Source organism: Halobellus ordinarius, assembly GCF_031823395.1.
GTDB lineage: Archaea > Halobacteriota > Halobacteria > Halobacteriales > Haloferacaceae > Haloquadratum > Haloquadratum ordinarius.
Map to the genome: position 1 here is coordinate 25,293 of NZ_JAVQKJ010000007.1, position 17,943 is coordinate 43,235.

The 17,943-nt window shown below is 66.6% G+C and carries 26 protein-coding genes and 1 pseudogene; 6 read left to right on the plus strand and 21 right to left on the minus strand.

All coding sequences use genetic code 11. The annotated features are described in order from the left end of the window. Positions 1 to 63: 63 nt before the first annotated feature. The gene (locus tag RJT48_RS11045; protein WP_311172341.1) at positions 64 to 708 is read left to right on the plus strand and encodes a DsbA family oxidoreductase; all 645 of its coding nucleotides are present in this window, start codon (positions 64 to 66) and stop codon (positions 706 to 708) included. Between the two features lie 49 nt (positions 709 to 757). Here the strand turns inward: RJT48_RS11045 and RJT48_RS11050 are convergent, their stop codons facing one another. Beyond that, entirely contained in the window at positions 758 to 1,165 is a 408-nt protein-coding gene (locus RJT48_RS11050) for a winged helix-turn-helix transcriptional regulator (protein ID WP_311172643.1), read from the minus strand. A 98-nt stretch (positions 1,166 to 1,263) separates the two neighbouring features. Here RJT48_RS11050 and RJT48_RS11055 point away from each other — a divergent pair, with 98 nt between their 5' ends. The 5 genes and pseudogenes from RJT48_RS11055 to RJT48_RS11075 all read left to right on the plus strand — a co-directional run. After that, positions 1,264 to 2,304: a ring-cleaving dioxygenase gene (locus RJT48_RS11055; RefSeq protein WP_311172342.1), complete on the plus strand. Its 1,041-nt coding sequence runs from the start codon at positions 1,264 to 1,266 to the stop codon at positions 2,302 to 2,304. Next, complete coding sequence (locus RJT48_RS11060; RefSeq protein WP_311172343.1) at positions 2,301 to 2,960, plus strand: alpha/beta hydrolase; 660 nt, start codon at positions 2,301 to 2,303, stop codon at positions 2,958 to 2,960. The genes RJT48_RS11055 and RJT48_RS11060 overlap by 4 nt, the downstream gene beginning before the upstream one ends. A gap of 82 nt (positions 2,961 to 3,042) precedes the next feature. Further along, the gene (map, locus tag RJT48_RS11065) at positions 3,043 to 3,933 is read left to right on the plus strand and encodes a type II methionyl aminopeptidase (protein ID WP_311172344.1); all 891 of its coding nucleotides are present in this window, start codon (positions 3,043 to 3,045) and stop codon (positions 3,931 to 3,933) included. A gap of 3 nt (positions 3,934 to 3,936) precedes the next feature. Continuing rightward, positions 3,937 to 4,500: an HIT family protein gene (locus tag RJT48_RS11070; protein ID WP_311172345.1), complete on the plus strand. Its 564-nt coding sequence runs from the start codon at positions 3,937 to 3,939 to the stop codon at positions 4,498 to 4,500. Between the two features lie 562 nt (positions 4,501 to 5,062). Next, a pseudogene (locus tag RJT48_RS11075) lies at positions 5,063 to 6,001 on the plus strand (cation diffusion facilitator family transporter); the annotation flags it as partial. 5 nt (positions 6,002 to 6,006) lie between these two features. On the opposite strand, the gene RJT48_RS11080 reads toward RJT48_RS11075, so the two are convergent. From RJT48_RS11080 to RJT48_RS11175, 20 genes are all read right to left on the minus strand, one after another. Next, positions 6,007 to 7,359, minus strand: coding sequence for a tRNA (N(6)-L-threonylcarbamoyladenosine(37)-C(2))-methylthiotransferase (locus tag RJT48_RS11080; protein WP_311172346.1), 1,353 nt, complete (start codon positions 7,357 to 7,359; stop codon positions 6,007 to 6,009). Positions 7,360 to 7,506: 147 nt separating this feature from the next. Further along, positions 7,507 to 8,973: a preprotein translocase subunit SecY gene (gene secY, locus RJT48_RS11085; protein ID WP_311172347.1), complete on the minus strand. Its 1,467-nt coding sequence runs from the start codon at positions 8,971 to 8,973 to the stop codon at positions 7,507 to 7,509. Between the two features lie 3 nt (positions 8,974 to 8,976). Beyond that, on the minus strand, positions 8,977 to 9,468 hold the full coding sequence (locus RJT48_RS11090; RefSeq protein ID WP_311172348.1) for an uL15m family ribosomal protein: 492 nt from the start codon (positions 9,466 to 9,468) through the stop codon (positions 8,977 to 8,979). Beyond that, the gene (locus RJT48_RS11095) at positions 9,465 to 9,929 is read right to left on the minus strand and encodes a 50S ribosomal protein L30 (protein WP_311172349.1); all 465 of its coding nucleotides are present in this window, start codon (positions 9,927 to 9,929) and stop codon (positions 9,465 to 9,467) included. Before RJT48_RS11095 ends, RJT48_RS11090 begins: the two co-directional genes overlap by 4 nt. Continuing rightward, on the minus strand, positions 9,929 to 10,582 hold the full coding sequence (locus tag RJT48_RS11100; protein WP_311172350.1) for a 30S ribosomal protein S5: 654 nt from the start codon (positions 10,580 to 10,582) through the stop codon (positions 9,929 to 9,931). The genes RJT48_RS11095 and RJT48_RS11100 overlap by 1 nt, the downstream gene beginning before the upstream one ends. Next, on the minus strand, positions 10,579 to 11,133 hold the full coding sequence (locus tag RJT48_RS11105; RefSeq protein WP_311172351.1) for a 50S ribosomal protein L18: 555 nt from the start codon (positions 11,131 to 11,133) through the stop codon (positions 10,579 to 10,581). The genes RJT48_RS11100 and RJT48_RS11105 overlap by 4 nt, the downstream gene beginning before the upstream one ends. Continuing rightward, on the minus strand, positions 11,133 to 11,588 hold the full coding sequence (locus tag RJT48_RS11110; RefSeq protein ID WP_311172352.1) for a 50S ribosomal protein L19e: 456 nt from the start codon (positions 11,586 to 11,588) through the stop codon (positions 11,133 to 11,135). Before RJT48_RS11110 ends, RJT48_RS11105 begins: the two co-directional genes overlap by 1 nt. After that, a complete protein-coding gene (locus tag RJT48_RS11115; protein WP_311172353.1) occupies positions 11,585 to 12,286 on the minus strand; it encodes a 50S ribosomal protein L32e in 702 nt (233 codons plus the stop codon). Before RJT48_RS11115 ends, RJT48_RS11110 begins: the two co-directional genes overlap by 4 nt. Before the next feature lies 1 nt (position 12,287). Further along, positions 12,288 to 12,824 carry a 50S ribosomal protein L6 gene (locus tag RJT48_RS11120; protein WP_311172354.1) on the minus strand — a complete coding sequence of 179 codons (537 nt, stop codon included), beginning with the start codon at positions 12,822 to 12,824 and terminating at the stop codon, positions 12,288 to 12,290. A gap of 4 nt (positions 12,825 to 12,828) precedes the next feature. Then, on the minus strand, positions 12,829 to 13,221 hold the full coding sequence (locus RJT48_RS11125) for a 30S ribosomal protein S8 (RefSeq protein WP_311172355.1): 393 nt from the start codon (positions 13,219 to 13,221) through the stop codon (positions 12,829 to 12,831). Positions 13,222 to 13,223: 2 nt separating this feature from the next. Beyond that, positions 13,224 to 13,400 carry a 30S ribosomal protein S14 gene (locus RJT48_RS11130; RefSeq protein ID WP_311172356.1) on the minus strand — a complete coding sequence of 59 codons (177 nt, stop codon included), beginning with the start codon at positions 13,398 to 13,400 and terminating at the stop codon, positions 13,224 to 13,226. Continuing rightward, positions 13,397 to 13,927, minus strand: coding sequence for a 50S ribosomal protein L5 (locus RJT48_RS11135; RefSeq protein WP_311172357.1), 531 nt, complete (start codon positions 13,925 to 13,927; stop codon positions 13,397 to 13,399). Before RJT48_RS11135 ends, RJT48_RS11130 begins: the two co-directional genes overlap by 4 nt. Continuing rightward, positions 13,924 to 14,721: a 30S ribosomal protein S4e gene (locus RJT48_RS11140; protein ID WP_311172358.1), complete on the minus strand. Its 798-nt coding sequence runs from the start codon at positions 14,719 to 14,721 to the stop codon at positions 13,924 to 13,926. Before RJT48_RS11140 ends, RJT48_RS11135 begins: the two co-directional genes overlap by 4 nt. Beyond that, positions 14,718 to 15,080, minus strand: a complete 363-nt coding sequence (rplX, locus tag RJT48_RS11145) for a 50S ribosomal protein L24 (protein WP_311172359.1) — start codon at positions 15,078 to 15,080, stop codon at positions 14,718 to 14,720. The genes RJT48_RS11140 and rplX overlap by 4 nt, the downstream gene beginning before the upstream one ends. Positions 15,081 to 15,090: 10 nt before the next feature. Beyond that, the gene (locus tag RJT48_RS11150) at positions 15,091 to 15,489 is read right to left on the minus strand and encodes a 50S ribosomal protein L14 (protein WP_311172360.1); all 399 of its coding nucleotides are present in this window, start codon (positions 15,487 to 15,489) and stop codon (positions 15,091 to 15,093) included. Beyond that, positions 15,489 to 15,815: a 30S ribosomal protein S17 gene (locus tag RJT48_RS11155; RefSeq protein ID WP_311172361.1), complete on the minus strand. Its 327-nt coding sequence runs from the start codon at positions 15,813 to 15,815 to the stop codon at positions 15,489 to 15,491. Before RJT48_RS11155 ends, RJT48_RS11150 begins: the two co-directional genes overlap by 1 nt. Next, positions 15,806 to 16,309 (minus strand): ribonuclease P protein component 1, encoded by a 504-nt coding sequence (locus RJT48_RS11160; protein WP_311172362.1) that lies wholly within the window; start codon positions 16,307 to 16,309, stop codon positions 15,806 to 15,808. Before RJT48_RS11160 ends, RJT48_RS11155 begins: the two co-directional genes overlap by 10 nt. A 7-nt stretch (positions 16,310 to 16,316) precedes the next feature. Continuing rightward, complete coding sequence (rpmC, locus tag RJT48_RS11165; protein WP_311172363.1) at positions 16,317 to 16,535, minus strand: 50S ribosomal protein L29; 219 nt, start codon at positions 16,533 to 16,535, stop codon at positions 16,317 to 16,319. Further along, positions 16,535 to 17,470 carry a 30S ribosomal protein S3 gene (locus tag RJT48_RS11170; RefSeq protein WP_311172364.1) on the minus strand — a complete coding sequence of 312 codons (936 nt, stop codon included), beginning with the start codon at positions 17,468 to 17,470 and terminating at the stop codon, positions 16,535 to 16,537. Before RJT48_RS11170 ends, rpmC begins: the two co-directional genes overlap by 1 nt. Next, complete coding sequence (locus tag RJT48_RS11175; RefSeq protein ID WP_311172365.1) at positions 17,470 to 17,940, minus strand: 50S ribosomal protein L22; 471 nt, start codon at positions 17,938 to 17,940, stop codon at positions 17,470 to 17,472. The genes RJT48_RS11170 and RJT48_RS11175 overlap by 1 nt, the downstream gene beginning before the upstream one ends. Between the last annotated feature and the right edge of the window lie 3 nt (positions 17,941 to 17,943).

Consider the following 17,943-nt stretch of genomic DNA (forward strand, 5'->3'; position numbering starts at 1 on the left):
GTCGTGTCCGCCCGGAACACTCACGAGTGGGGTTCTTGTGCGCGCGTCCCCTCCGTTGTGACGATGACTGACGACGCGGAGTCCACGACGGACCGGATTACGATCTACTCCGATTACGTCTGTCCGTTCTGCTATCTCGGGCGACGATCGCTCGCGGAGTACCAGGACGGACGCGAGGAAGAACTGCGGATCGACTGGCAGCCCTACGATCTCCGTGCGGGCAAGCGAAACCCGGACGGCACGATCAACCACGACGTCGACGACGGGAAAGACGAGTCGTACTACGAACAGGCGAAACAGAACGTCCGGCGCCTGCAGGAGGAGTACGGCGCCGACGAGATGGAACTGGATCTCGCCACCGAGGTCGACTCCCTGCCCGCACAGCTCGTCTCGGTCGCGATCCGGGAGCAATACGATCACGAGACCTGGCTCGACTTCGACGAGGCCGTCTTCGAGGCCCTCTGGCACGAGGGCCGCGACATCGGCGATGCGGACGTGCTGGTCGATCTCGCCGACGACGTCGGCGTCGACGAGGCCGACGTCCGTGAGGCACTTGCGGACGACGAGCGCCGATCAAGGTTGAGAGAGCAGTTCCGCGAGGCCCGCGAGGCGAAGATTACGGGCGTGCCCACGTTCGTCTACGACGGCCGCGCCGCCCGCGGCGCCGTTCCGCCCGAGCAGCTACAGCGGCTGGTCGACGGCGTCTGAGCGGCGCTGGCACAACAGGCCGAAAACAGCGCTTCGACGGCCCGAGTCCTCACTTTTCGCCGTCGCCCGCGCCCGCCGAATCGCCCTCAGCGCCGCCGTCGGTCGCGACGGAGGCCGGATCCTCGCCCGTCGGCGTCGCCTCTAGCCACTCGTCGGCCCACTCTTCGATCTCGTCGAACACCGGACAGAGCGACCGTCCCTTCGGCGTCAGCGAGTAGAAGGTCGCGACCGGCGCGTCTTCCTCCAGCCGCCGGTTGACGAAGCCGAGGTCCTGGAGGTCGTCGAGAACGCGGGAGAGCGTCCGGGAACTGGCGTCCGTCGAGCGTTTGAGTTCGTTGAACCGCTTTTCGCCCTCCTGGAGGTCGTGGAGGACGATCAGCCGCCACTGCGAGCCGATCTGTTCCAGCGAGTCGATCACTGAACACGCGTCGTCGACGTCGGACGTCTCTGGGGGCACTGATGTCACCTGGTGACCTCTTCGTCCGCGAACCTACAAATGGTTTCGCCTCTATAGTAGGTAACAGAGCGTTACTACGATCGCGCTTTCTCACCACAATGCAAACCAACGGACTTCACCACGTTTCGGCCGTCGCGGGTGACCCGCAGGCGAACCTGGATTTCTACACCGGGACGCTCGGCCTGCGGTTCGTCAAGCGGACGGTCAACTTCGACGACACGACGACGTATCACCTCTACTACGGCGACGAGACGGGCTCGCCGGGCACCGCGCTCACCTTTTTCCCCTTCGCGGGAGCACGACCGGGACGCCCCGGCCGGGGTCAGGCGGTCGCGACAGCGTTCGCCGTCCCCGACGGCAGCCTCGATTACTGGAGCGAGCGGCTCGCAGCCTCGCCGGCGACCGTCGGCGACAGCCTGACGTGTTTCGGCGCGTCCGTCCTGCCGTTCGAGGATCCCGACGGCCAGCCGCTGGAACTGGTCGAGACCGACCCCGCCGACTCGTCGATCGAGCCCTGGACCGGCGGTCCCGTTCCCGAAGATCGGGCGATCCGCGGGTTCTTCGGTGTCACGCTGCACTCCGCGGAGCCGGATGCGACCGCGAAGGTACTCGAACTCCTCGGCTTCGACCGCGTCGGAAGCGAGGACGACGACGGTGGAGAGCGAGTCCGCTACGTCGCCGCCGGCGATCACGCAACCGTCGTCGACGTCCTCCACCGGCACCCGCCGCGGGGCCGTCCCGGCGTCGGTACTGTCCACCACGTCGCGTTCCGCGCCGAAGACGAGGCGGAGCAACTGCAGTGGCGCGACCGCCTCTCGGAGGCCGGCCAGTTCGTGACGCCGCAGAAAGACCGGCAGTACTTCCAGTCGATCTACTTCCGGGAGCCCGGCGGGATCCTCTTCGAGATCGCGACCGACGGGCCGGGCTTCACCGTCGACGAGGACGTCGACGCGCTCGGCTCGGCACTCAAACTCCCCGAGTGGCTGGCCGAGGAGCGCGAGGGGATCGAGGCCGCGTTGCCGTCGCTCGACCCGCCCGAGTCCGGCGTCGATGCCACCGCCGGTACGGATGCATCGGGCGGTGAACCGACGGTCGCTGCGAGCGAAACGACCGCGCCGAACGGAGGGACGAACCGATGAGCCGTCGGACGCCCGGGGGCGACGACCCGCACGGCGATCAGCCGATTCGGACTGCAGGCGCCGCGCCGGACGAGGCCGACCTCGCAGTCGTGCTCGCCCACGGCCGCGGCGCCCGCGCCGACGGGATGCTCCAGTTCGCAAGCGAGATCGACCGTGAGGGGATTCACTACGCCGCGCCGCAGGCACAACGCGGCACCTGGTACCCCAACCGCTTTCTCGCGCCGACCGACGCGAACCAGCCGCATCTCGACTCGGCGCTGTCGCATCTCGGCCGCGCAGTCGAAGAAGCGCAGTCGGGCGGGCTCCCGGCCGAGAAGGTGATCCTGGTCGGCTTCTCGCAGGGCGCGTGTCTGGTTTCGGACTTCGTCGCGCGCGATCCGCGCCGGTACGGCGGCGTCGTTCTCTTCTCGGGCGGACTGATCGGCGAGGAAGGCCGCGAGTTCGACTACGACGGCGACGTCGACGGAATGCCTTTTTTCGTCGGCGTCAGCGACGACGACCCGCATATCCCGATGTCGAGGGCCGAGGAGACCGTCGACGTCTTCGAGCGGCTGGGCGCCGACGTGCGCTTCGATCGCTACAGCGGCCGCGGCCACGGGATCTTTCCGGAAGAGATCGAGTACCTCCGCGAACTCGTCGCGAGCGTCGCCGAGTAAGGCGGTGATCTCCTCGACCGCGTTACCGCACGGCAACGGCTCCTTCGGAACCTCTTTGAGCCGTTCGACCGACTATCTATGTATGAGCGACGGACCTCTCGACGAGGAGACGATGGAGAAGTACAGAGAGGCCGGGTCGGTTCTCCGGCAGGTGCTCGACGAGGCCGCCGAACTGGTCGAGCCGGGCACCACCCACCTCGAAGTCGCGGAGTTCGCCGAGGAGCAGATCAACGAACTCGCCGACGGGCCCGCCTTCCCGGCGAACATCAGCGTCGACGAGGAGGCCTCTCACGCCTCGCCCGGCCGCGACGACGACACGGAGTTCGGCGAGGAGATGGTCTGTCTGGACTGCGGCGTCCACATCGACGGCTACATCGCCGACGCCGCGGTGACCGTCGACCTCTCCGGCAACCCCGAACTCGTGGAGGCCGCCGAGGAGGCGCTGGACGCGGCGCTCGATGCGGTCGGCCCGGGCGTCGAGACCGGCGAGATCGGCGCCGCGATCGAGGACGTGATCCGCGGCTACGGCTACACGCCGATTCTGAATCTCTCGGGCCACGGCGTCGCCCAGTGGGACGCCCACACCGGGCCGACGATCCCGAACCGCGGGACCGACCGCGGCGTCGAACTCGAAGTCGGCGACGTCGTCGCGATCGAACCCTTTGCGACGACCGGCCGCGGGAAGGTCACCGAGGGCTCGAAGGAGGAGATCTACAGCCTCGAAAACGACCGCTCGGTCCGGAACCGGGCCGCCCGCCAGGTCCTCGAACAGGTGACCGAGAAGTACCGGACGCTGCCCTTCGCCGCCCGATGGCTGGAGTCGGGGCGCGCAGAGATGGCAGTCAAGCGCCTGTCACAGCAGGGCGTCCTCCACGGGTATCCGGTGCTGAAAGAGGACGACGGGGAACTCGTCGCCCAGGCGGAACACACCGTCGTCGTCACCGAGGACGGCTGTGAGATCCTGACCGCGTAGCCGATGGAGCAGGTATTCGCCCCCTGGCGGATCGAGTGGGTCGAACGCGACCCCGAAGAGCAGAACGTCGAAGGCTGTCCGTTCTGCGTGCTGCCCGAACGCGACGAAGACCGCCAGAGCCGGATCGTCGCCCGCAGCGAGCACTCCTTCGTGATCTTGAACAACTACCCGTACAGTCCCGGCCACGTGATGGTCATCCCCCGCCAGCACACCGGCGAGTGGGGGACGCTTTCGGACGCCGAACTGCTCGATCACGCCCGCCTGAAGATCGCGACGATCGACGCGCTGGACGCCGCACTCGGGCCGGATGGCATCAACACGGGCGAGAACCTCGGCGGCGACGCCGCGGGCGGGTCGATCGACGATCACGTCCACACCCACCTCGTGCCGCGGTGGAGCGGCGACACGAACTTTATGCCCGTGATCGGCGAGACGCAGGTGATCGTCGAGGCGCTCGAAGACACCTACGAACGCCTCCACGAGGCGTTCGCCGGTCTGTCGGCGGCGACTGTGGAGGGCGAGGACGCTGATCCGGACCGGGCAGTCAGTCTCGATCTCGACGGCTGAGTCGTTTTTCGCGCCATAGACCGGCGGCTCGCACACTCGCTTCTGCCAGCCGGAGATTTATATACGAACCCGCGGCCAGACGCCCCGTGATCTGACGACAACCCCGCGTCGGGGCGGTATCGTCGCGTTTGCAACTGGTACCGGATCCGATCGCACGCCGCTGTGCGATCGATCACGGGGAGACTTGCAAACGCGACGATAGCTCGGCACGTCGGCGCGGGAGGAGACGGCGACGGCGTTTCGAGGGGGCGTCGTCGCCGGCGCGGGTGCTGACTGTTCGCCACGAAATCACCTGGGGCCTGCGGAGCAGAATCAATTTTGCAGTCGACGACCGCCGAAGAACCGCGCGGGTGGGAATGGAAGGGGCCGCTCGCTCGACTCGGGGCGCTCGCTGCGCTCCTCGCTCACTCCGTTCGCTGCGGTGCTTGCTTCGCGCCCCGAGTCGAGCGAGCGGGGGCTTCCGAGGCCTTCTACCCGGAGGAGCCCACAGTTACAATCCTCACTAAATCGTATCCGTCTCGCGACCGAAGCACCTTAGCCTTGGGAGCGGTACGCTCGGACGATGACAGAGGGCCGGAGGCGCGTCGTCCGCCGCGTGGGCGCGGTCATCTTCGCAGTCAACCTGGCGCTCGTCCTCGCGAAAGGCGGCGTCTGGTGGGTCACCGGGAGCCTCGCTGTCGGGTCGGAGGCGGTCAACAGCCTCGCCGACTCCGTCTACAGCCTCGTGATCCTCGCGGGGCTGTACCTGACGACTCAGCCGCCGGACTTCGAGCACCCCCACGGCCACGAGCGGATCGAACCGTTCGTCTCGCTTTTCGTCGCTGTCGGCGTCTTCGCCGCGGGCGCGGCCGTCCTCTGGAACGCCGTCACCTCGGTGCTGAACGGGACCTACGGTGTCGAGGCGGGTGTGGCGGGCGTGGCCGTCTTGGCCGGGACGGCGGTCGCGAAGTACGGCCTCTACCGGTACTGTCTCCGGGTCGGCGAGGAACAGCACTCGCCGGCGGTCGTCGCCGCCGCGTTAGACAACCGAAACGACATCCTCACCGCCAGCGCGGCGCTCGTCGGGGTGGTCGGCGCCTCCTTCGGCGCGCCCGTCCTCGATCCGATCGCCGCCGGGGTCGTCTCCGTCGGCATCTTCTACACGGGCTACGAGATCGTCCGCGACAACGTGAACTACCTCGTCGGCGCGGCGCCGCCGGAGGAGCTCCGCTCGCAGATCCTCGAACGCGCGCTCGAACACCCGCAGGTCCGCGGCGCCCACGACGTCGTGGCCCACTACGTCGGGCCGGAGGTCGACGTGAGCCTCCACATCGAGGTGGAGGGCGATATGACCCTCTTCGAGGCCCACGACATCGAATCCGCGGTCGTCGAGTCGATCCGGCGGATGCCGGAGATCGACGACGTGTTCGTCCACGTAGACCCGAAGGAACTCGGCGAGTGGAAGGAGGATACGGAGGCCGATCGGCTCATCGGGACGGCCATCGCGCGGGATCGCGGCGACGTCTCTCAGTCGGAATCTGCCGACGAGCGCTCGACGGCGGCCGACTCCGTCTCTCCGTCCGCCGCAGACGAGGAGGTAGCCGATGCCGACGCCGAGGCGACTGACTCGAGCGGCTCGCCGAACGCGTAGACCGTCTGGTGGCTCGTCACCTCGACATCGAAGAAGTCGCCGGGTTCGATCCCGCGTTCCGTAGCGCTCCGGACGATGACCTGCCGGTAGGCCCCGTCGCGGCACTTCATCGAGTCGCCGGTCCCCTCCCGAACGGCCATCACCCGGCGGGTCTCGCCGACCATCGACTCGTAGGCCTCGGCGACGACGTCCATCTTCAGGTCGGACATCTCCTTCGAGCGTTCCTTCTTCACCGTCCCGCCGAGGCCCTTCAGGTCGGCGGCGTCGGTGCCGGGGCGCTTCGAGAAGCGCGTGACGTTGACCTTTTCCGGCCGGATTTCGCGGAACAGCTCCATACTCCGTTCGTGATCTTCGGCGGTCTCCGTCGGGAAACCCACGATGAAGTCGGTCGAGAGCGTCCAGTAGTCCAGCCGCGCGTCGAACGTTTCGACGATCTCCCTGAATTTCTCGACGCGGTGCTGCCGGCGCATCTCCTCTAACACCTCGTCCGAGCCAGACTGGACTGGCAGGTGGATGAAGTTGTACAGTTCGTCGTGGCGGGCGAAGACGTCGGCCAACTCCTCGCGGATCCCGTGGACGCCACCGGGGTTTGCCATCCCCAGTCGGACTCGGAAGTCGCCGTCAATCTCCGTACAGATCCGATCGAGCAGCTCGGGGAGCTTCCGCTCGCCCGTATCCCAGCCGTACACACCGGTGTCCTGGCCGGTGATTCGGAGTTCCTTCGCGCCCGCGTGGACGAGCGCGCGGGCCTTCTCGATGTTCTCCTCGACCGGCGGGGAGTCGACGCGGCCGGTCGCGAACTTCGTGATGCAGTACGAGCAGTTCGACAGACAGCCGCGGGCGATCGGCAGGATCCCGACGACGCCGTCTAAGACGGGTTCGGTCCCTGGACCGGGCGTCGGACACTCGCCGTTCGTCACCGCTGCGGGCACGTCGTCCCAGTGGAGGATCTGCGCGTCGATCCCCTCCGCCTGGAACTCCTCGCCCTGTGCGAGGGCCATACAGCCGGTGATGATGAGATCCGCCGTCTCAGATTCGAGTTCTTTGGCCCGACGGAGCATATTCCGCTCCGTCTTCTCGACCACCGTACAGGTGTTCATAATGGCGACGTCGGCATCCTCCGGCCCGTCGACGGGGTAGTGGCCGGCATCGCGGAGCGCGCTCTCTATCTGCCGGCTCTCGCCGCGGTTGGAGGTACAGCCGTACGTCTCGATGTGGTATCGGGCCATTCGGTCTGTGGGTTCTACCGGACCAGCGGGCAAAAACACGGTGGTTCTCGGCGAGAGTTCGACTGCGAGTGCGGTGGTTCGTTCGGCTCCGGCGGTCGAAGTACCGATCTTCGACAGTCGAAATAAAAGGGAACGCTCGTCGTGGGTTTAGTTGAACATCTCGCGCATCATCGGATGCATCTCCATCAGCTGCTCTTCGGCGATCTCCTCGTACAGCTTGTACGTGATCGAGACCGTCAGCAGCAGCCCCGTTCCGGAGACGCCGCCGATCGTGCCCAGCATATTCGCGAGCACGGCCAGCAGGCCGACTAAGGCGCCGCCGATGACGGTCACCTGCGGGATGTACCGCTCCATCACCTTCTCTATGACCTGCGGGTTCCGCCGAAAGCCGGGGATCTGCATCCCGGAGTTTTGGATCTGCTTTGCGGTCGCCTCGGGGCCCATCCCCGTCGTCTCCACCCAGAAGATGGCGAAGATGGCGCCGCCGATGATCATAAAGGTCAGATCGATCGCTACGCGAGCGGCGATCGCGGCGGGTTCCTGGGAGGTGAATCCGAGGAACCACATCCAGTCCTGTCGGGTCTGGATCGGCGCGAGATACCAGAACAGGCCACCGGTGACCTGGCCCTGGCTGTACTGGCCGATCCAGGCGGGCATCCCCGCCCACCAGTTGTTGAGGATCTGGCCGAGGAACTGGAGGTTCGCCTGCAGCGCGCGAACGAGGATCATCGGCAGGACGCTGGCGTAGATGAGCTTCACCGGGAAGCGCCCCCGGGCGCCCTTCACGTTCGCGTGTGCGAGCGGAATCTCGATACGGACGGACTCCGCGTAGACGACGATCCCGAAGATCAGCACCGTCGTGATCAACGCGAGGATCTGTCCCTGCCCGAGGAAGAGATCCGAGAGTCCGCCGGGGGTCAGCGGCGAGCCGATCTCGACGGCACCGGTGATGATACCGATCCACGTCGGGAAGAACCCGCTCTGCCCGCCCAGGCTCTGCCAGCTGAACAGCCCGGCGACGAGCTGTTGGCTCACGCCGGCGATGATGAACAGCCCGACACCGGAGCCGACGCCCCACTTGCTCACGATCTCGTCCATGAACAGGATGAGGACACCGCCGACGAACATCTGCGCGAAGATGATTCCCCGCACGCCGCCCGTGCCGATCCCGAGCGACTGCCCGAGCGCTTCACTCGGCGGCAGGAAGTTGCCGGCGAACACCATCGGCAGCCCCGTCAGACAGATCATCACGACCACCAAAAGCTTCTGGAGGCCCTGATACAGCACCTGATCGCGGGGATCGTCAGTGTCCAGTCCCAGCAGGTCGGCGCCGCCGAGCAACTGGAGGACGATGCTCGCCGTGACGATCGGGCCGATGCCCAGCTGCAGGATCGACCCCTGCGACCCGGCGAGGATACTCCGGAACTGCCCGTAGAAGTCCCCGCCAGGCCCGCCGGTTTGCAGCCCGAACATCGTCACGTTCGTGAGGAAGAAATACAGCACGAGGATCCCGGCGGTCCACGCGAGCTTCCGGCGGAACGGGACGTGTCCCTCCGGACGCGTGACTGACGGCATCCGCGTCAGCACCGGTTCGGCGGCCTCCTTCCATCCCATAGTTTACTCCTCGGTGTCGTCGGCTTCGTCGGCGTCGTCCTCGGCGGCGAGTTCCTCGCCGCGTTCGGTGAGTTCGACGCTCCCGCCGGCGCCCTCGATGAGTTCGACCGCGCCGTCGGTAAAGGCGTCGGCGACGACCGACAGCTCCTGTCGGACCTGTCCACCGCCCAGCACCTTGACGATGTCGGCGTCGTCGTCCTCGACGACGTCGCGGGCGTCGATGTGGAAGCCGTCGCCGTCCTCTTCGGCCAAGCCGTCAGCGACGAGCAGCGCGGCGTCCTCGTCCAGCCGACGGACGTTGACCTCCGCGACCGTTCGCGTCGCGTCTTCCGGCCGCTTGAAGCCGTGTTTGCCGATCGGTTCGTAGTTGTGGAATTCGTGTTTGTCGCGACCCGCCCGGCCGCGGCCGCCACGGTGCCCGGCACCGCGCCGGTTCTTGTGCGTGCCGCCGCCGTGCGTTCGGGAGCCGCGCTGGCGTCGTTTCTTCGAGGTCATCGCATTGCCTCCAGGAGTTCGTCGATCCCGTCGGTGTCGTGTTTGCCGAGCTGTCCGCCCTCGGTCGTCGGGTGCTTCTGGCCGCGATGGCCGCCGCGCGGCGGGTGCAGCCGAAGCACCGGTGAGAGCCCCTGCTCGCGCAGGGTCGTCTCCTCGTCGACCAGCGCTTCGGCGAGCGCACCGAAGTCGTCGTAGTCGGTGTGCTCGGCCAGCCACGCCTCGTCGACCTCGGCGTCGCCCTCCTCGGGCTCGGCCCGCGTCGCGAGCAGCGTCTCGACCGTCTCGACGCTGGGTTCGCCGTGGGCGACGTAGTCGTTGACCTTGGTGATCATCCCGCGGTAGGTTTCGGTCTCGGGGACGAGAGCGCAGTGGTTCACGCGGTGGATGTTGAGCATCTTCAGCGTGTCCCGCACGGCGCCGCTCATATTGACCTCACCGCGGATCTGAACGATCGCCTGCATCACTCGCTCACCTCGCCCTCACGCTGCTTGGCCCTGGCGCGTCGGGGCGTCCGCGACTGCGAGGCGTTCTTCAGCGCGTTGTACGTCGCCTTCGCGAGGTTGACCGTCGTCCGCGTGTTCCCGTTCGAGCGGGTCCAGGCGTCCTGGACGCCCGCCAGTTCGAGGATGTTGCGGACGGTCGGGGCGGCCGCCAGGCCGAGCCCCTGCGGCGCGGGCATAATCTCGACTGTCACCGAGCCGGCCTTCCCCTCTGCCTTCCGGGTGAGGGAGTTGCGGCCGCCGGCGGAGTCTTCCCACGAGCCCGATCCGCGGTCCACCGAGATGATGTTGAGCTTCGCGACGTCGATCGCCTTCTGGATCGCGGAGCCGACCTGGTCGTCCCGCCCCTCGGCGTAGCCGAGGAACCCGTCGCGGTTACCGATCGCGACGACACAGCGGAACTTCACCCGGCGGCCGGAGTCGGTCATCCGCTGGACCATGTTGATGTCCAGCACCTCGTCGTCCAGCCCCGGCAGGAGCTGATCGACGAGTTCCGGCTCTTTGAGCGGCAGCCCGGTTTCGAGGGCCTGCTCCATCGAGGTCACGTCGCCGTCCTGTACCATCTGGCCGAGCCGCGTGCGCGGCGTCCAGCCGTTGTCGTTACGTTGGCTCATGCGTCCTCCTGTAGTCGCTCGAGCACATCGTCGAAGTGCTCAGGGAGTTGCGTGGCGTCGAAATCGCCGCTGTAGAGCGGCTCCTCCAGCTGCTCGGCGTACTCGGCGATGTGCTCGCCGCGGTTCCGAGACCAGTCTGCGAGTACCGACTCGTTGTGCGGGATCTCGAGGCCAGCGTCGATCGCTCCTTCCTGGATCGCGAACACCTTGTTGCCGGGTGTCGCGGTGTTCAGTCCGATATCGAGGACAGCCTCGTCGAGGCCGGCCTCGACGGCGCGCGTCCCTGCGAGAAAGCCCGTGAGATACGCGCTGGGAAGGTTCCCGGTTGGGGCCTCCCAGCCGTACTCCGCAAGGTCCTCGGAGGATGCGGCCGCGTGCGTTTCGTCTCCGTCCGGTCCGGGGGTAATCAGCTGCGCCCTGACGTGCTGGTTGCTCACGCGAGCAACCAGGCGTGGCTTGCCTGATTTCAGCAGGCGCAACCTCTGGTGGTAGTCCGTCCGGACCTCGCGCCGACGTCGCATCGGCACCGTGTAGCGTGGTCCTGTTGCCATTATTCTATCTCCACATCGTAGTTGTTCCGAATGTACGCTTCGAGCCGCGCCACGTCCTCGAACTCGCCGCCCGACGCCTTGTTGTACACTTCGCGGTACTGCGTCGGGGTAAGCGGGCCGTCGTCGCGCAGTTCCTTCAGGCGACGACGCTGAGCGCGGATGCGGCTGACCCATTCGTCCTTCTCGTTCTTCCGGCCGCCGGCCTTCCCTTTGCGGGAGCCGGGGCCTTTGCGGTGGCCGTAGGCGCGCTTCGCTGCGCGTTCCCGGGCGCGACCCTTGGAGTTGCCCTTCGCGTCTGTGGCGCGAATGGTCCCCTGATCGACCAGGTCGCGGATGTCCTCACGGGTGATTGCCTCCGCGATCTCGCCTTGCTGTTCGGGGTCGAACCAGACCCGGCTCTTACCGACGTCGAGGACGTCGGCGGCCATCCGTTTCTGTGCTTTCAGATCCGTCATTCTTCGACCTCCACTTCGACGTAGGTCGGGTTGAGGACGCGGATCTCGCGGTCCTCTGCGACCTCTTCGATTCGCTCGCGCTTCCGTCCGCCGACCTTCGAGGCGATGCGCACTGCCTGCGTGTCGCCGTCGACGCCTTCGAGGTCGTCGACGTTGTGGACGCGCACCTCCTCGAAGCCCGAGGGGTGCAGGCCGCGAGCGGCCTTCGGCGAGCGGAAGCCCGCCTCGACGGAGTCGCCTTTGCCCTTAATTCCCCGGCGCTGCTTCGAGAGGTTGCCGCGGGGCTTCCGCCAGGATTCGGGCACGCGCTTCTTGGCGTGGTACTTCTGCCGGCGGAACGCGGGCTTGCCCTCGCGGTGCTTCTGTCCGAGCGCGCGGGCGGTTTCCTCGTCTAGCTCCGGCGTCTTGTCGGCGTGACCGCGGGGTCGAAGTTCGGTTTCGACTTCCTCGGTCTCCGCTTCGTCGGTCTCCTCTTCGACCTCGGCTTCGGTCTCGTCGGTGACCTCGAGGCCACCCACGTCGGCCTTGATCCGGGCCGCAAGAGCGTTCCCGACGCCGTCGACGTCGGCCAGTTCCGACTGGCTCGCCGCCTTAACGTCGTCGACCGACTCGTAGCCGGCGTCTCTGAGCGCCTCGGCCTTCGAGGGGCCGACGCCGCTGATGTCTTCGAGTGTTTCGATTTCGTCTTCGTCGGCCATATCAGGCACCACCCGTCTGCGGTTTCTGCGTGATGTAGACGCCGTCCTGGAAGACGCGCGTGTCCTTGTCCGTCACGCGAGTGAGCTGTTCGATGTCGGCGGCGGTCTGCCCGACGTCCTCTTTCGAGGGGCCCGTCAGGGTGACCACTTCGCCGTCGACCTGTACCTCCGTGTCTCCGCGGATCGGTGTCCGCCGCTCGGACCGCTCACCGAGGAAGTTCTCGATGACGACCTCGTCGCCGTCGACGTCGACCTGCATCGGGAAGTGGGCGTAGTAGACTTCCATCTCGTACTCCCAGCCTTCGGTGACCCCGTGGATCATGTTCGTCACGTGGCTCTCGAAGGTCCCGACGGTGGCGTTCGTCTTCGCGTCCGTCTCCTCGGCGGTGATGACGACTGCGCCGTCCTCGACGCTGACGCTGACTGAGGGGTACCACAGCGTCCGGGTGACGCTGCCGTTGGGCCCCTCGATCGTCAGATCGAGGTTCGACACTTCGGCGGAGACCTCGTCCGGAATTTCGATTTCTTCTCTGGTCATAGTCTCAGTACACGTAAGCGATTACTTGGCCACCGATACCCGCGTTTCGGGCGTCGTAGTGGCTCATCACGCCGTGGCTCGTCGTGACGATGAGCGTCCCGTAGTCGCGGGCGGGGAGGTATCGCTTCTCCCACTTCTCGAACTCGTCTGCGCCCGCCGAGTAGCGGGGCTTGACGGCGCCACATTCGTTGATCGCGCCGCTCAGTTCGACCTCGAACCGTCCGGCCTTGCCGTCGTCGACGAACTCGAAGCCGTCGATGTACCCGCGGTCGTAGAAGACCTCGAGGACGGAGCCGATGACGTTGGAGGCGGGCTGTATCTCGTGGGACAGGTGGCCGACGCTCTCGGCGTTGTCGACGCCGGCGAGCGCGTTAGCCAGTGGATCGTTTCCTGTCATCGTTATCGATACTTCTTGAATCCCATCTCGCGGGCGACCTCGCGGAAGCACTGCCGGCACAGGTAGATCTCGTATTTACCGACGAGACCCTGATTGCGGCCACAGCGTCGACACTCGTGGCTCTGGCCCGTGCGGCGGGTCGCGTGCTCGCCCGTCTGTTCTGTCTCTGATTCGCTCATACTGTGTCCTCCGCGTCGACGGTGACGTCGAAGGTCTCCTCGACGAAGGCCGTCGCGTCGTCCGGCGTCAGCCGGTGGCTGTTGGGGATCGAGCGCGACGCCTTGTCGCGCTTTTTCACCCGGTAGCCGGGCCGGACGAGGTTGACCGTCACGTCCAGGCCGTAGATCCCGATCTGCGGGTCGTACTCCTGAGACGGGAAGGCGGTGTGTTCCTCGACGCCGAAACTGAAGTTCCCGGTCTCGTCGAACTGCCGCGCCGAGAGCTCGGTCAGCGGCAGCGCCGTCTCCAGGAACGCTTCGGCGTTCTCGCCGCGAAGGGTGACCTTCGCGCCGATCGGATCGCCGGTGCGGGCGCCGAACTGCGTCGCGGCGCGGGTCGCCGTCGTGCGGACGGCTTCCTGCCCGGTGATCTCTTCGAGGATCTCCTCCCCGTTTGCGAGTTCGCGACCGCCCTCGCCGACGCCCATGTGGACGACGACCTTCTCGATCTGCGGTTCGCGCATCTCGTGGAACGTCGCGTCGCTCATTCGTCGTCACCTCCGTCGGCCGACTCGTCGTCGGCCGCTTCGTCCGTTTCCTCTGCGTCCGCCTCGTCGGCGTCCGCGTCAGCGGCCGCATCCTCGTCGTCGTCGACGAAGTTCTCGTCGATCACGACGACGTAGTCTTCGATCGTCTCGAAGCTGCCGCCGTCGGTCTCGACGGTGACGGTGTTGTCGCCGCTGCCGGCGGTGACAGTGATCTCGTCGATCTCGCCGATGTCACCGGAGTGGGTGCCGTCGACGGCCGTCACGAGCGCACCCTCCTCGTAGGGGAAGTGCGCGACGATCTCCTTGTTGTCGTTGTCGACGACGAGGGAGTCGTTCGTGCCGTACTCGTCGCCCTCTTCGTCGATGCGGACGTTCGTGCCGTCGTGCAGCGTCAGCTGCGTCGCGCCGCCGTGAACGTCCTGCTTTCCGACGATCTTGCCGAGGCGACTCCCCGCCGCCTCTATGTCGATCGGCGTCAGGGAGAGCCGGCCGCCTTCCTCGGGGAAGACGCGGTAGTACTCTTCGCGCTCGGTGAACGCGAGGATGTCGAACATCCCCACCGGGCGCTGCTCGTCGGAGACGGCGTCGCCGTTGACGAGGACCGTGCCCTCGTTCAGCGCGAAGCGCGCCTCCTTCTTCGAGTCGACGTAGCCGAGCACGTCCCGCAGCAGGACGAGCAGGGGGACCCCTGCCTCTCCGTGCGGACCTGCGCCGGCCTTGACGGTGAACGTCTCCGTCTTCCGTTCGACCGGCCAGGCGTTCGGTGCCGACAGTCGCTTCTGGTGTCGCGTCATTGTTCGTCCTCCGTCGCCTGCAGTCGCGCCTCGCGGCGGTCGTCTTCCAGGTCCAGTTCGGTCACGCGGAGGTTCGAGGCGTCGAGCGGCCGGGGCACTTCCTCGCCGTCGGCCTTCTCGACCGTCACGTCCTCGACGTGGACGGCGGTGTCCCGGAGGTCCACCTCGACGACCTCGGCTTCCGTGCCGGCGTCGTCGCCGCGGAGCACCTCGACGGTGTCGCCTGCGTTGACGCGAACGTTGCGCTGTCCGTACTCCTCGCGGAGGTCCTCGGACAGCGTCGCGCGGACCTGCGTCTGCCGCCGGTGTAAGGGCGCGTTCTGCGTGCGTTGTCGCTGTTTGCGTGGTTGTTTGGTCATACTGTGCTGATCACACGATCATCGTCGCTGTCGATGCGATGCTCCCGAAGCGCTCGGCCACCTCACGCGCGATCGGTCCTTTGATCTCGGTCCCGCGCGGCTCCTCCATCTCGTCGATGATGACGCCGGCGTTGTCCTCGAACTTCACGCGCGTGCCGTCCGGGCGGCGGATCGACTGCCGCTGCCGGACGATGACGGCTTCGAGCACCTGGCGGCGCATCTCGGGCGTCCCTTTGGTCACCGAGACGGTGACCTGGTCGCCGATGCCCGCCTTGGGGTGTCGGTTCTTCGTTCCACCGGAGCCCTTCACGCTGATGACCTTCAACTGGCGCGCGCCAGTGTTGTCGGCGCACGTGATGAGCGAGCCTCGTTCGAGGCCTTTCGTGACGTCGGCTTTCAGGGCCTCCATCACTCCTCACCTCCGAGGGTCTCGACCACGACGTGAGCCTTGGTCTTCGACAGCGGTCGGGTCTCCGCGATGCGTACCGTGTCGCCCTCCTCGATCTCCACACACGGGGGTGCGTGGGCGGGGATGCGACTACGCCGCTTCATAAAGCGGTCGTACTTGGGAACGTGAACGTCGTATTCACGCTCCACGATGACGGTTTTCTCCATGTCGGTGGAGGCGACCGTGCCCTCGAGCGTCTGTCCGCGCACGGAAAGTGTCCCGTGGAACGGACAGTTCTCGTCGGAGCAGGCCTCCTCCGGTTCTTCTACGTTCAGTCCTATCGCCATAGTGTGTCACCTGCCTTCTCGGTCCGCAAGGCGGGTCGTGAGAGCAGCCGTGTGCCATCCACCGTAACGTAGGCCGCGCCCTCGCACGTCCCGGAATGGGACGCCGCTGCGTCGGTCGCAGCGGGCCGACCCGACTGACCGGCTTCCAATCCGCCGGCAGTATCCGATCGGAGTTCGGACGCGGTCCCCGACGCCTTCGCGGCGTCGGCGGCTTCATCTGTGTTCGTCGCTTTCGGTCCGGGCGTACCCCCCCGGGCGGGGAGCTCGAACTCCAGCGTCGAGCCGCGCTTCGGCACCTGCTTCACCCGAGTGCCGTCGGATCGGCCGTCCAGGGCCGATCCGTCGCAGTCGCTGACAGCCACGCGAAGCGTCCGCATCGTCTCGCCGACGACGCGGCCACAGATCCCGACGAGGTCGGGGTTGGGCGCGTCGGCGACGGCCACGCGGAGGCCGTTGAGTTCGTGTCGTGTCAGCGTCTCGGGTGTCAGTGCCATTGCGGTGTTACTCCTGGTCCTCGTCGAAATCGCCTTCTTCGGCCTGGATCGTCTTGATCCGCGCGATCGTCCGCTTCAGCTCGCCGACGCGCCCCGGGTTCTCCGGGGCGCCGCCGGCGGCCTGCTGGGCCTCCATATTCAGGAGTTCCGTCTCGAGCCCTTCGAGTTCGGCGTCGCGCTCTGCGGCCGTCATATCGCGGATCTCTTCGGGGTAGAGGATCGCCATTATTCCTCACCCTCCTCGTCGTCGGACTCCTCGGCGTCTTCCGATTCGTCTGCGTCTTCCATCTCGTCGAGCAGCTCCTCGGCTTCGGCCTCGACGTCCTCGTCGAGTTCGTCGAGGTCGGGCTCTTCGCCCTCGTCGACGTCGCCGGTCTCGACGGGTTCCTCGCCGGTCTCGTCGATGACTTCCTCGACGACCTCCTCGTCGATGACCTCCTCGGGCGTCTCGTCGGGAACTTCGACGTCCTCGTCCTCGCCGACGTCCGGGATCTCCTCGGGCTCCTCCTCGAGGAGCGATTCGACGCCTTCGCTTTCGGCGATCTGTTCGACGGGCTCGATGTCGACGTCCTCGTGGATCTCGAAGTCGTCGGGCAGTTCCGCGCCCGGCGGGATGATCTTGACGGTCACGCCGATCGTGCCGAGCTTCATCACCGCGACGCCCTGGCCCTCGTCGACGATCTCCTGGGCGGGTTCGCCGTTGTGCTTGATGTAGCCACGGTTGAACTTCTCGACGCGCGAGCGCGCCCCCGTGACCTTCCCGCTCAGGACGATCTCGGCGCCGAGGGCGCCGGACTCCATAATGCGGTCGATCGTCGTGTGGCCCGCCTTGCGGAAGTACCAGCCACGCTCTAGGGCGTTGGCCAGCCGGTCCGCGACGATGCGGGCGTTGAGGTCGGGTTCGTCGACCTCCTGCACGTCGATCTGGGGGTCTTCGAGGTCGAACCGCTCTTCGAGTTCGCGGGTGACCTTCCGGATGTTCTTCCCGCCCTTGCCGATGACCATCCCGGGCTTTTCGGCCTTCAGGACGATCTGGGTCCCCATCGGGGTCTTCGCGACGTCCATCCCGCCGTAGCCGGCGCGACCGAGTTCGTCTGCGAAGAACTCGTCGATCTGTGAGCGCTGCAGTCCGTCCTCGATGAACTGGTGTTCGTCGGCCATTAGGCTTCGACCTCCTCGATGTCCTCGATGATGAGTTCGACGTCGCAGACCGTCGTGTTCCAGGGGTCGGCACTGCCGAACGCCCGGGGTTTGCGACCCTGGCGTTCGCCGACCTTGTGGGCGGCGACGTGTTTGATCGTCATCGACTCGCCGTCGAATCCCTGCTCGTCGGCGTTCGACGAGACGTTCTCTAAGAGTTCGAGGAACGCCTTCGAGACCTTCTCGGGGTACCGACCCGCGTCCCAGCCGTCGATGTCGGAACGGTGCCCGACGCCGGTGTTGTGCTGTTTGAACGGGACGGAGCGCTTCTCGTCGATGACGTCCTGGAGGTACGCCTCCGCGTCCGCGACGGTCTTGCCCTTGATCTGTCGGGCGACCGCCTTACTGTGCTTCAGGCTGATGGGCCGATCGCGGAGCATCCCCTTGGCGGTGGTCTCCGGGTCGGCCTCGACGCTGTAGTTGATACCCATAAT

What these genes read in the sequence shown, in the direction of transcription:
- RJT48_RS11150 (WP_311172360.1), bottom strand. Translation starts at nt 15,489, where the DNA reads ATGGAGGCCCTGAAAGCCGACGTCACGAAAGGCCTCGAACGAGGCTCG.
- RJT48_RS11170 (WP_311172364.1), bottom strand. Translation starts at nt 17,470, where the DNA reads ATGGCCGACGAACACCAGTTCATCGAGGACGGACTGCAGCGCTCACAG.
- RJT48_RS11175 (WP_311172365.1), bottom strand. Translation starts at nt 17,940, where the DNA reads ATGGGTATCAACTACAGCGTCGAGGCCGACCCGGAGACCACCGCCAAG.
- RJT48_RS11090 (WP_311172348.1), bottom strand. Translation starts at nt 9,468, where the DNA reads ATGACCTCGAAGAAACGACGCCAGCGCGGCTCCCGAACGCACGGCGGC.
- RJT48_RS11100 (WP_311172350.1), bottom strand. Translation starts at nt 10,582, where the DNA reads ATGAGCCAACGTAACGACAACGGCTGGACGCCGCGCACGCGGCTCGGC.
- RJT48_RS11060 (WP_311172343.1), top strand. Translation starts at nt 2,301, where the DNA reads ATGAGCCGTCGGACGCCCGGGGGCGACGACCCGCACGGCGATCAGCCG.
- RJT48_RS11055 (WP_311172342.1), top strand. Translation starts at nt 1,264, where the DNA reads ATGCAAACCAACGGACTTCACCACGTTTCGGCCGTCGCGGGTGACCCG.
- RJT48_RS11080 (WP_311172346.1), bottom strand. Translation starts at nt 7,359, where the DNA reads ATGGCCCGATACCACATCGAGACGTACGGCTGTACCTCCAACCGCGGC.
- RJT48_RS11110 (WP_311172352.1), bottom strand. Translation starts at nt 11,588, where the DNA reads ATGACGGATCTGAAAGCACAGAAACGGATGGCCGCCGACGTCCTCGAC.
- RJT48_RS11160 (WP_311172362.1), bottom strand. Translation starts at nt 16,309, where the DNA reads ATGGCACTGACACCCGAGACGCTGACACGACACGAACTCAACGGCCTC.
- rpmC (WP_311172363.1), bottom strand. Translation starts at nt 16,535, where the DNA reads ATGGCGATCCTCTACCCCGAAGAGATCCGCGATATGACGGCCGCAGAG.
- secY (WP_311172347.1), bottom strand. Translation starts at nt 8,973, where the DNA reads ATGGGATGGAAGGAGGCCGCCGAACCGGTGCTGACGCGGATGCCGTCA.
- RJT48_RS11125 (WP_311172355.1), bottom strand. Translation starts at nt 13,221, where the DNA reads ATGACAGGAAACGATCCACTGGCTAACGCGCTCGCCGGCGTCGACAAC.
- RJT48_RS11095 (WP_311172349.1), bottom strand. Translation starts at nt 9,929, where the DNA reads ATGCAGGCGATCGTTCAGATCCGCGGTGAGGTCAATATGAGCGGCGCC.
- RJT48_RS11120 (WP_311172354.1), bottom strand. Translation starts at nt 12,824, where the DNA reads ATGACCAGAGAAGAAATCGAAATTCCGGACGAGGTCTCCGCCGAAGTG.
- RJT48_RS11045 (WP_311172341.1), top strand. Translation starts at nt 64, where the DNA reads ATGACTGACGACGCGGAGTCCACGACGGACCGGATTACGATCTACTCC.
- RJT48_RS11155 (WP_311172361.1), bottom strand. Translation starts at nt 15,815, where the DNA reads ATGGCGATAGGACTGAACGTAGAAGAACCGGAGGAGGCCTGCTCCGAC.
- RJT48_RS11140 (WP_311172358.1), bottom strand. Translation starts at nt 14,721, where the DNA reads ATGACGCGACACCAGAAGCGACTGTCGGCACCGAACGCCTGGCCGGTC.
- RJT48_RS11070 (WP_311172345.1), top strand. Translation starts at nt 3,937, where the DNA reads ATGGAGCAGGTATTCGCCCCCTGGCGGATCGAGTGGGTCGAACGCGAC.
- RJT48_RS11135 (WP_311172357.1), bottom strand. Translation starts at nt 13,927, where the DNA reads ATGAGCGACGCGACGTTCCACGAGATGCGCGAACCGCAGATCGAGAAG.
- RJT48_RS11105 (WP_311172351.1), bottom strand. Translation starts at nt 11,133, where the DNA reads ATGGCAACAGGACCACGCTACACGGTGCCGATGCGACGTCGGCGCGAG.
- RJT48_RS11115 (WP_311172353.1), bottom strand. Translation starts at nt 12,286, where the DNA reads ATGGCCGACGAAGACGAAATCGAAACACTCGAAGACATCAGCGGCGTC.
- map (WP_311172344.1), top strand. Translation starts at nt 3,043, where the DNA reads ATGAGCGACGGACCTCTCGACGAGGAGACGATGGAGAAGTACAGAGAG.
- RJT48_RS11130 (WP_311172356.1), bottom strand. Translation starts at nt 13,400, where the DNA reads ATGAGCGAATCAGAGACAGAACAGACGGGCGAGCACGCGACCCGCCGC.
- rplX (WP_311172359.1), bottom strand. Translation starts at nt 15,080, where the DNA reads ATGACCAAACAACCACGCAAACAGCGACAACGCACGCAGAACGCGCCC.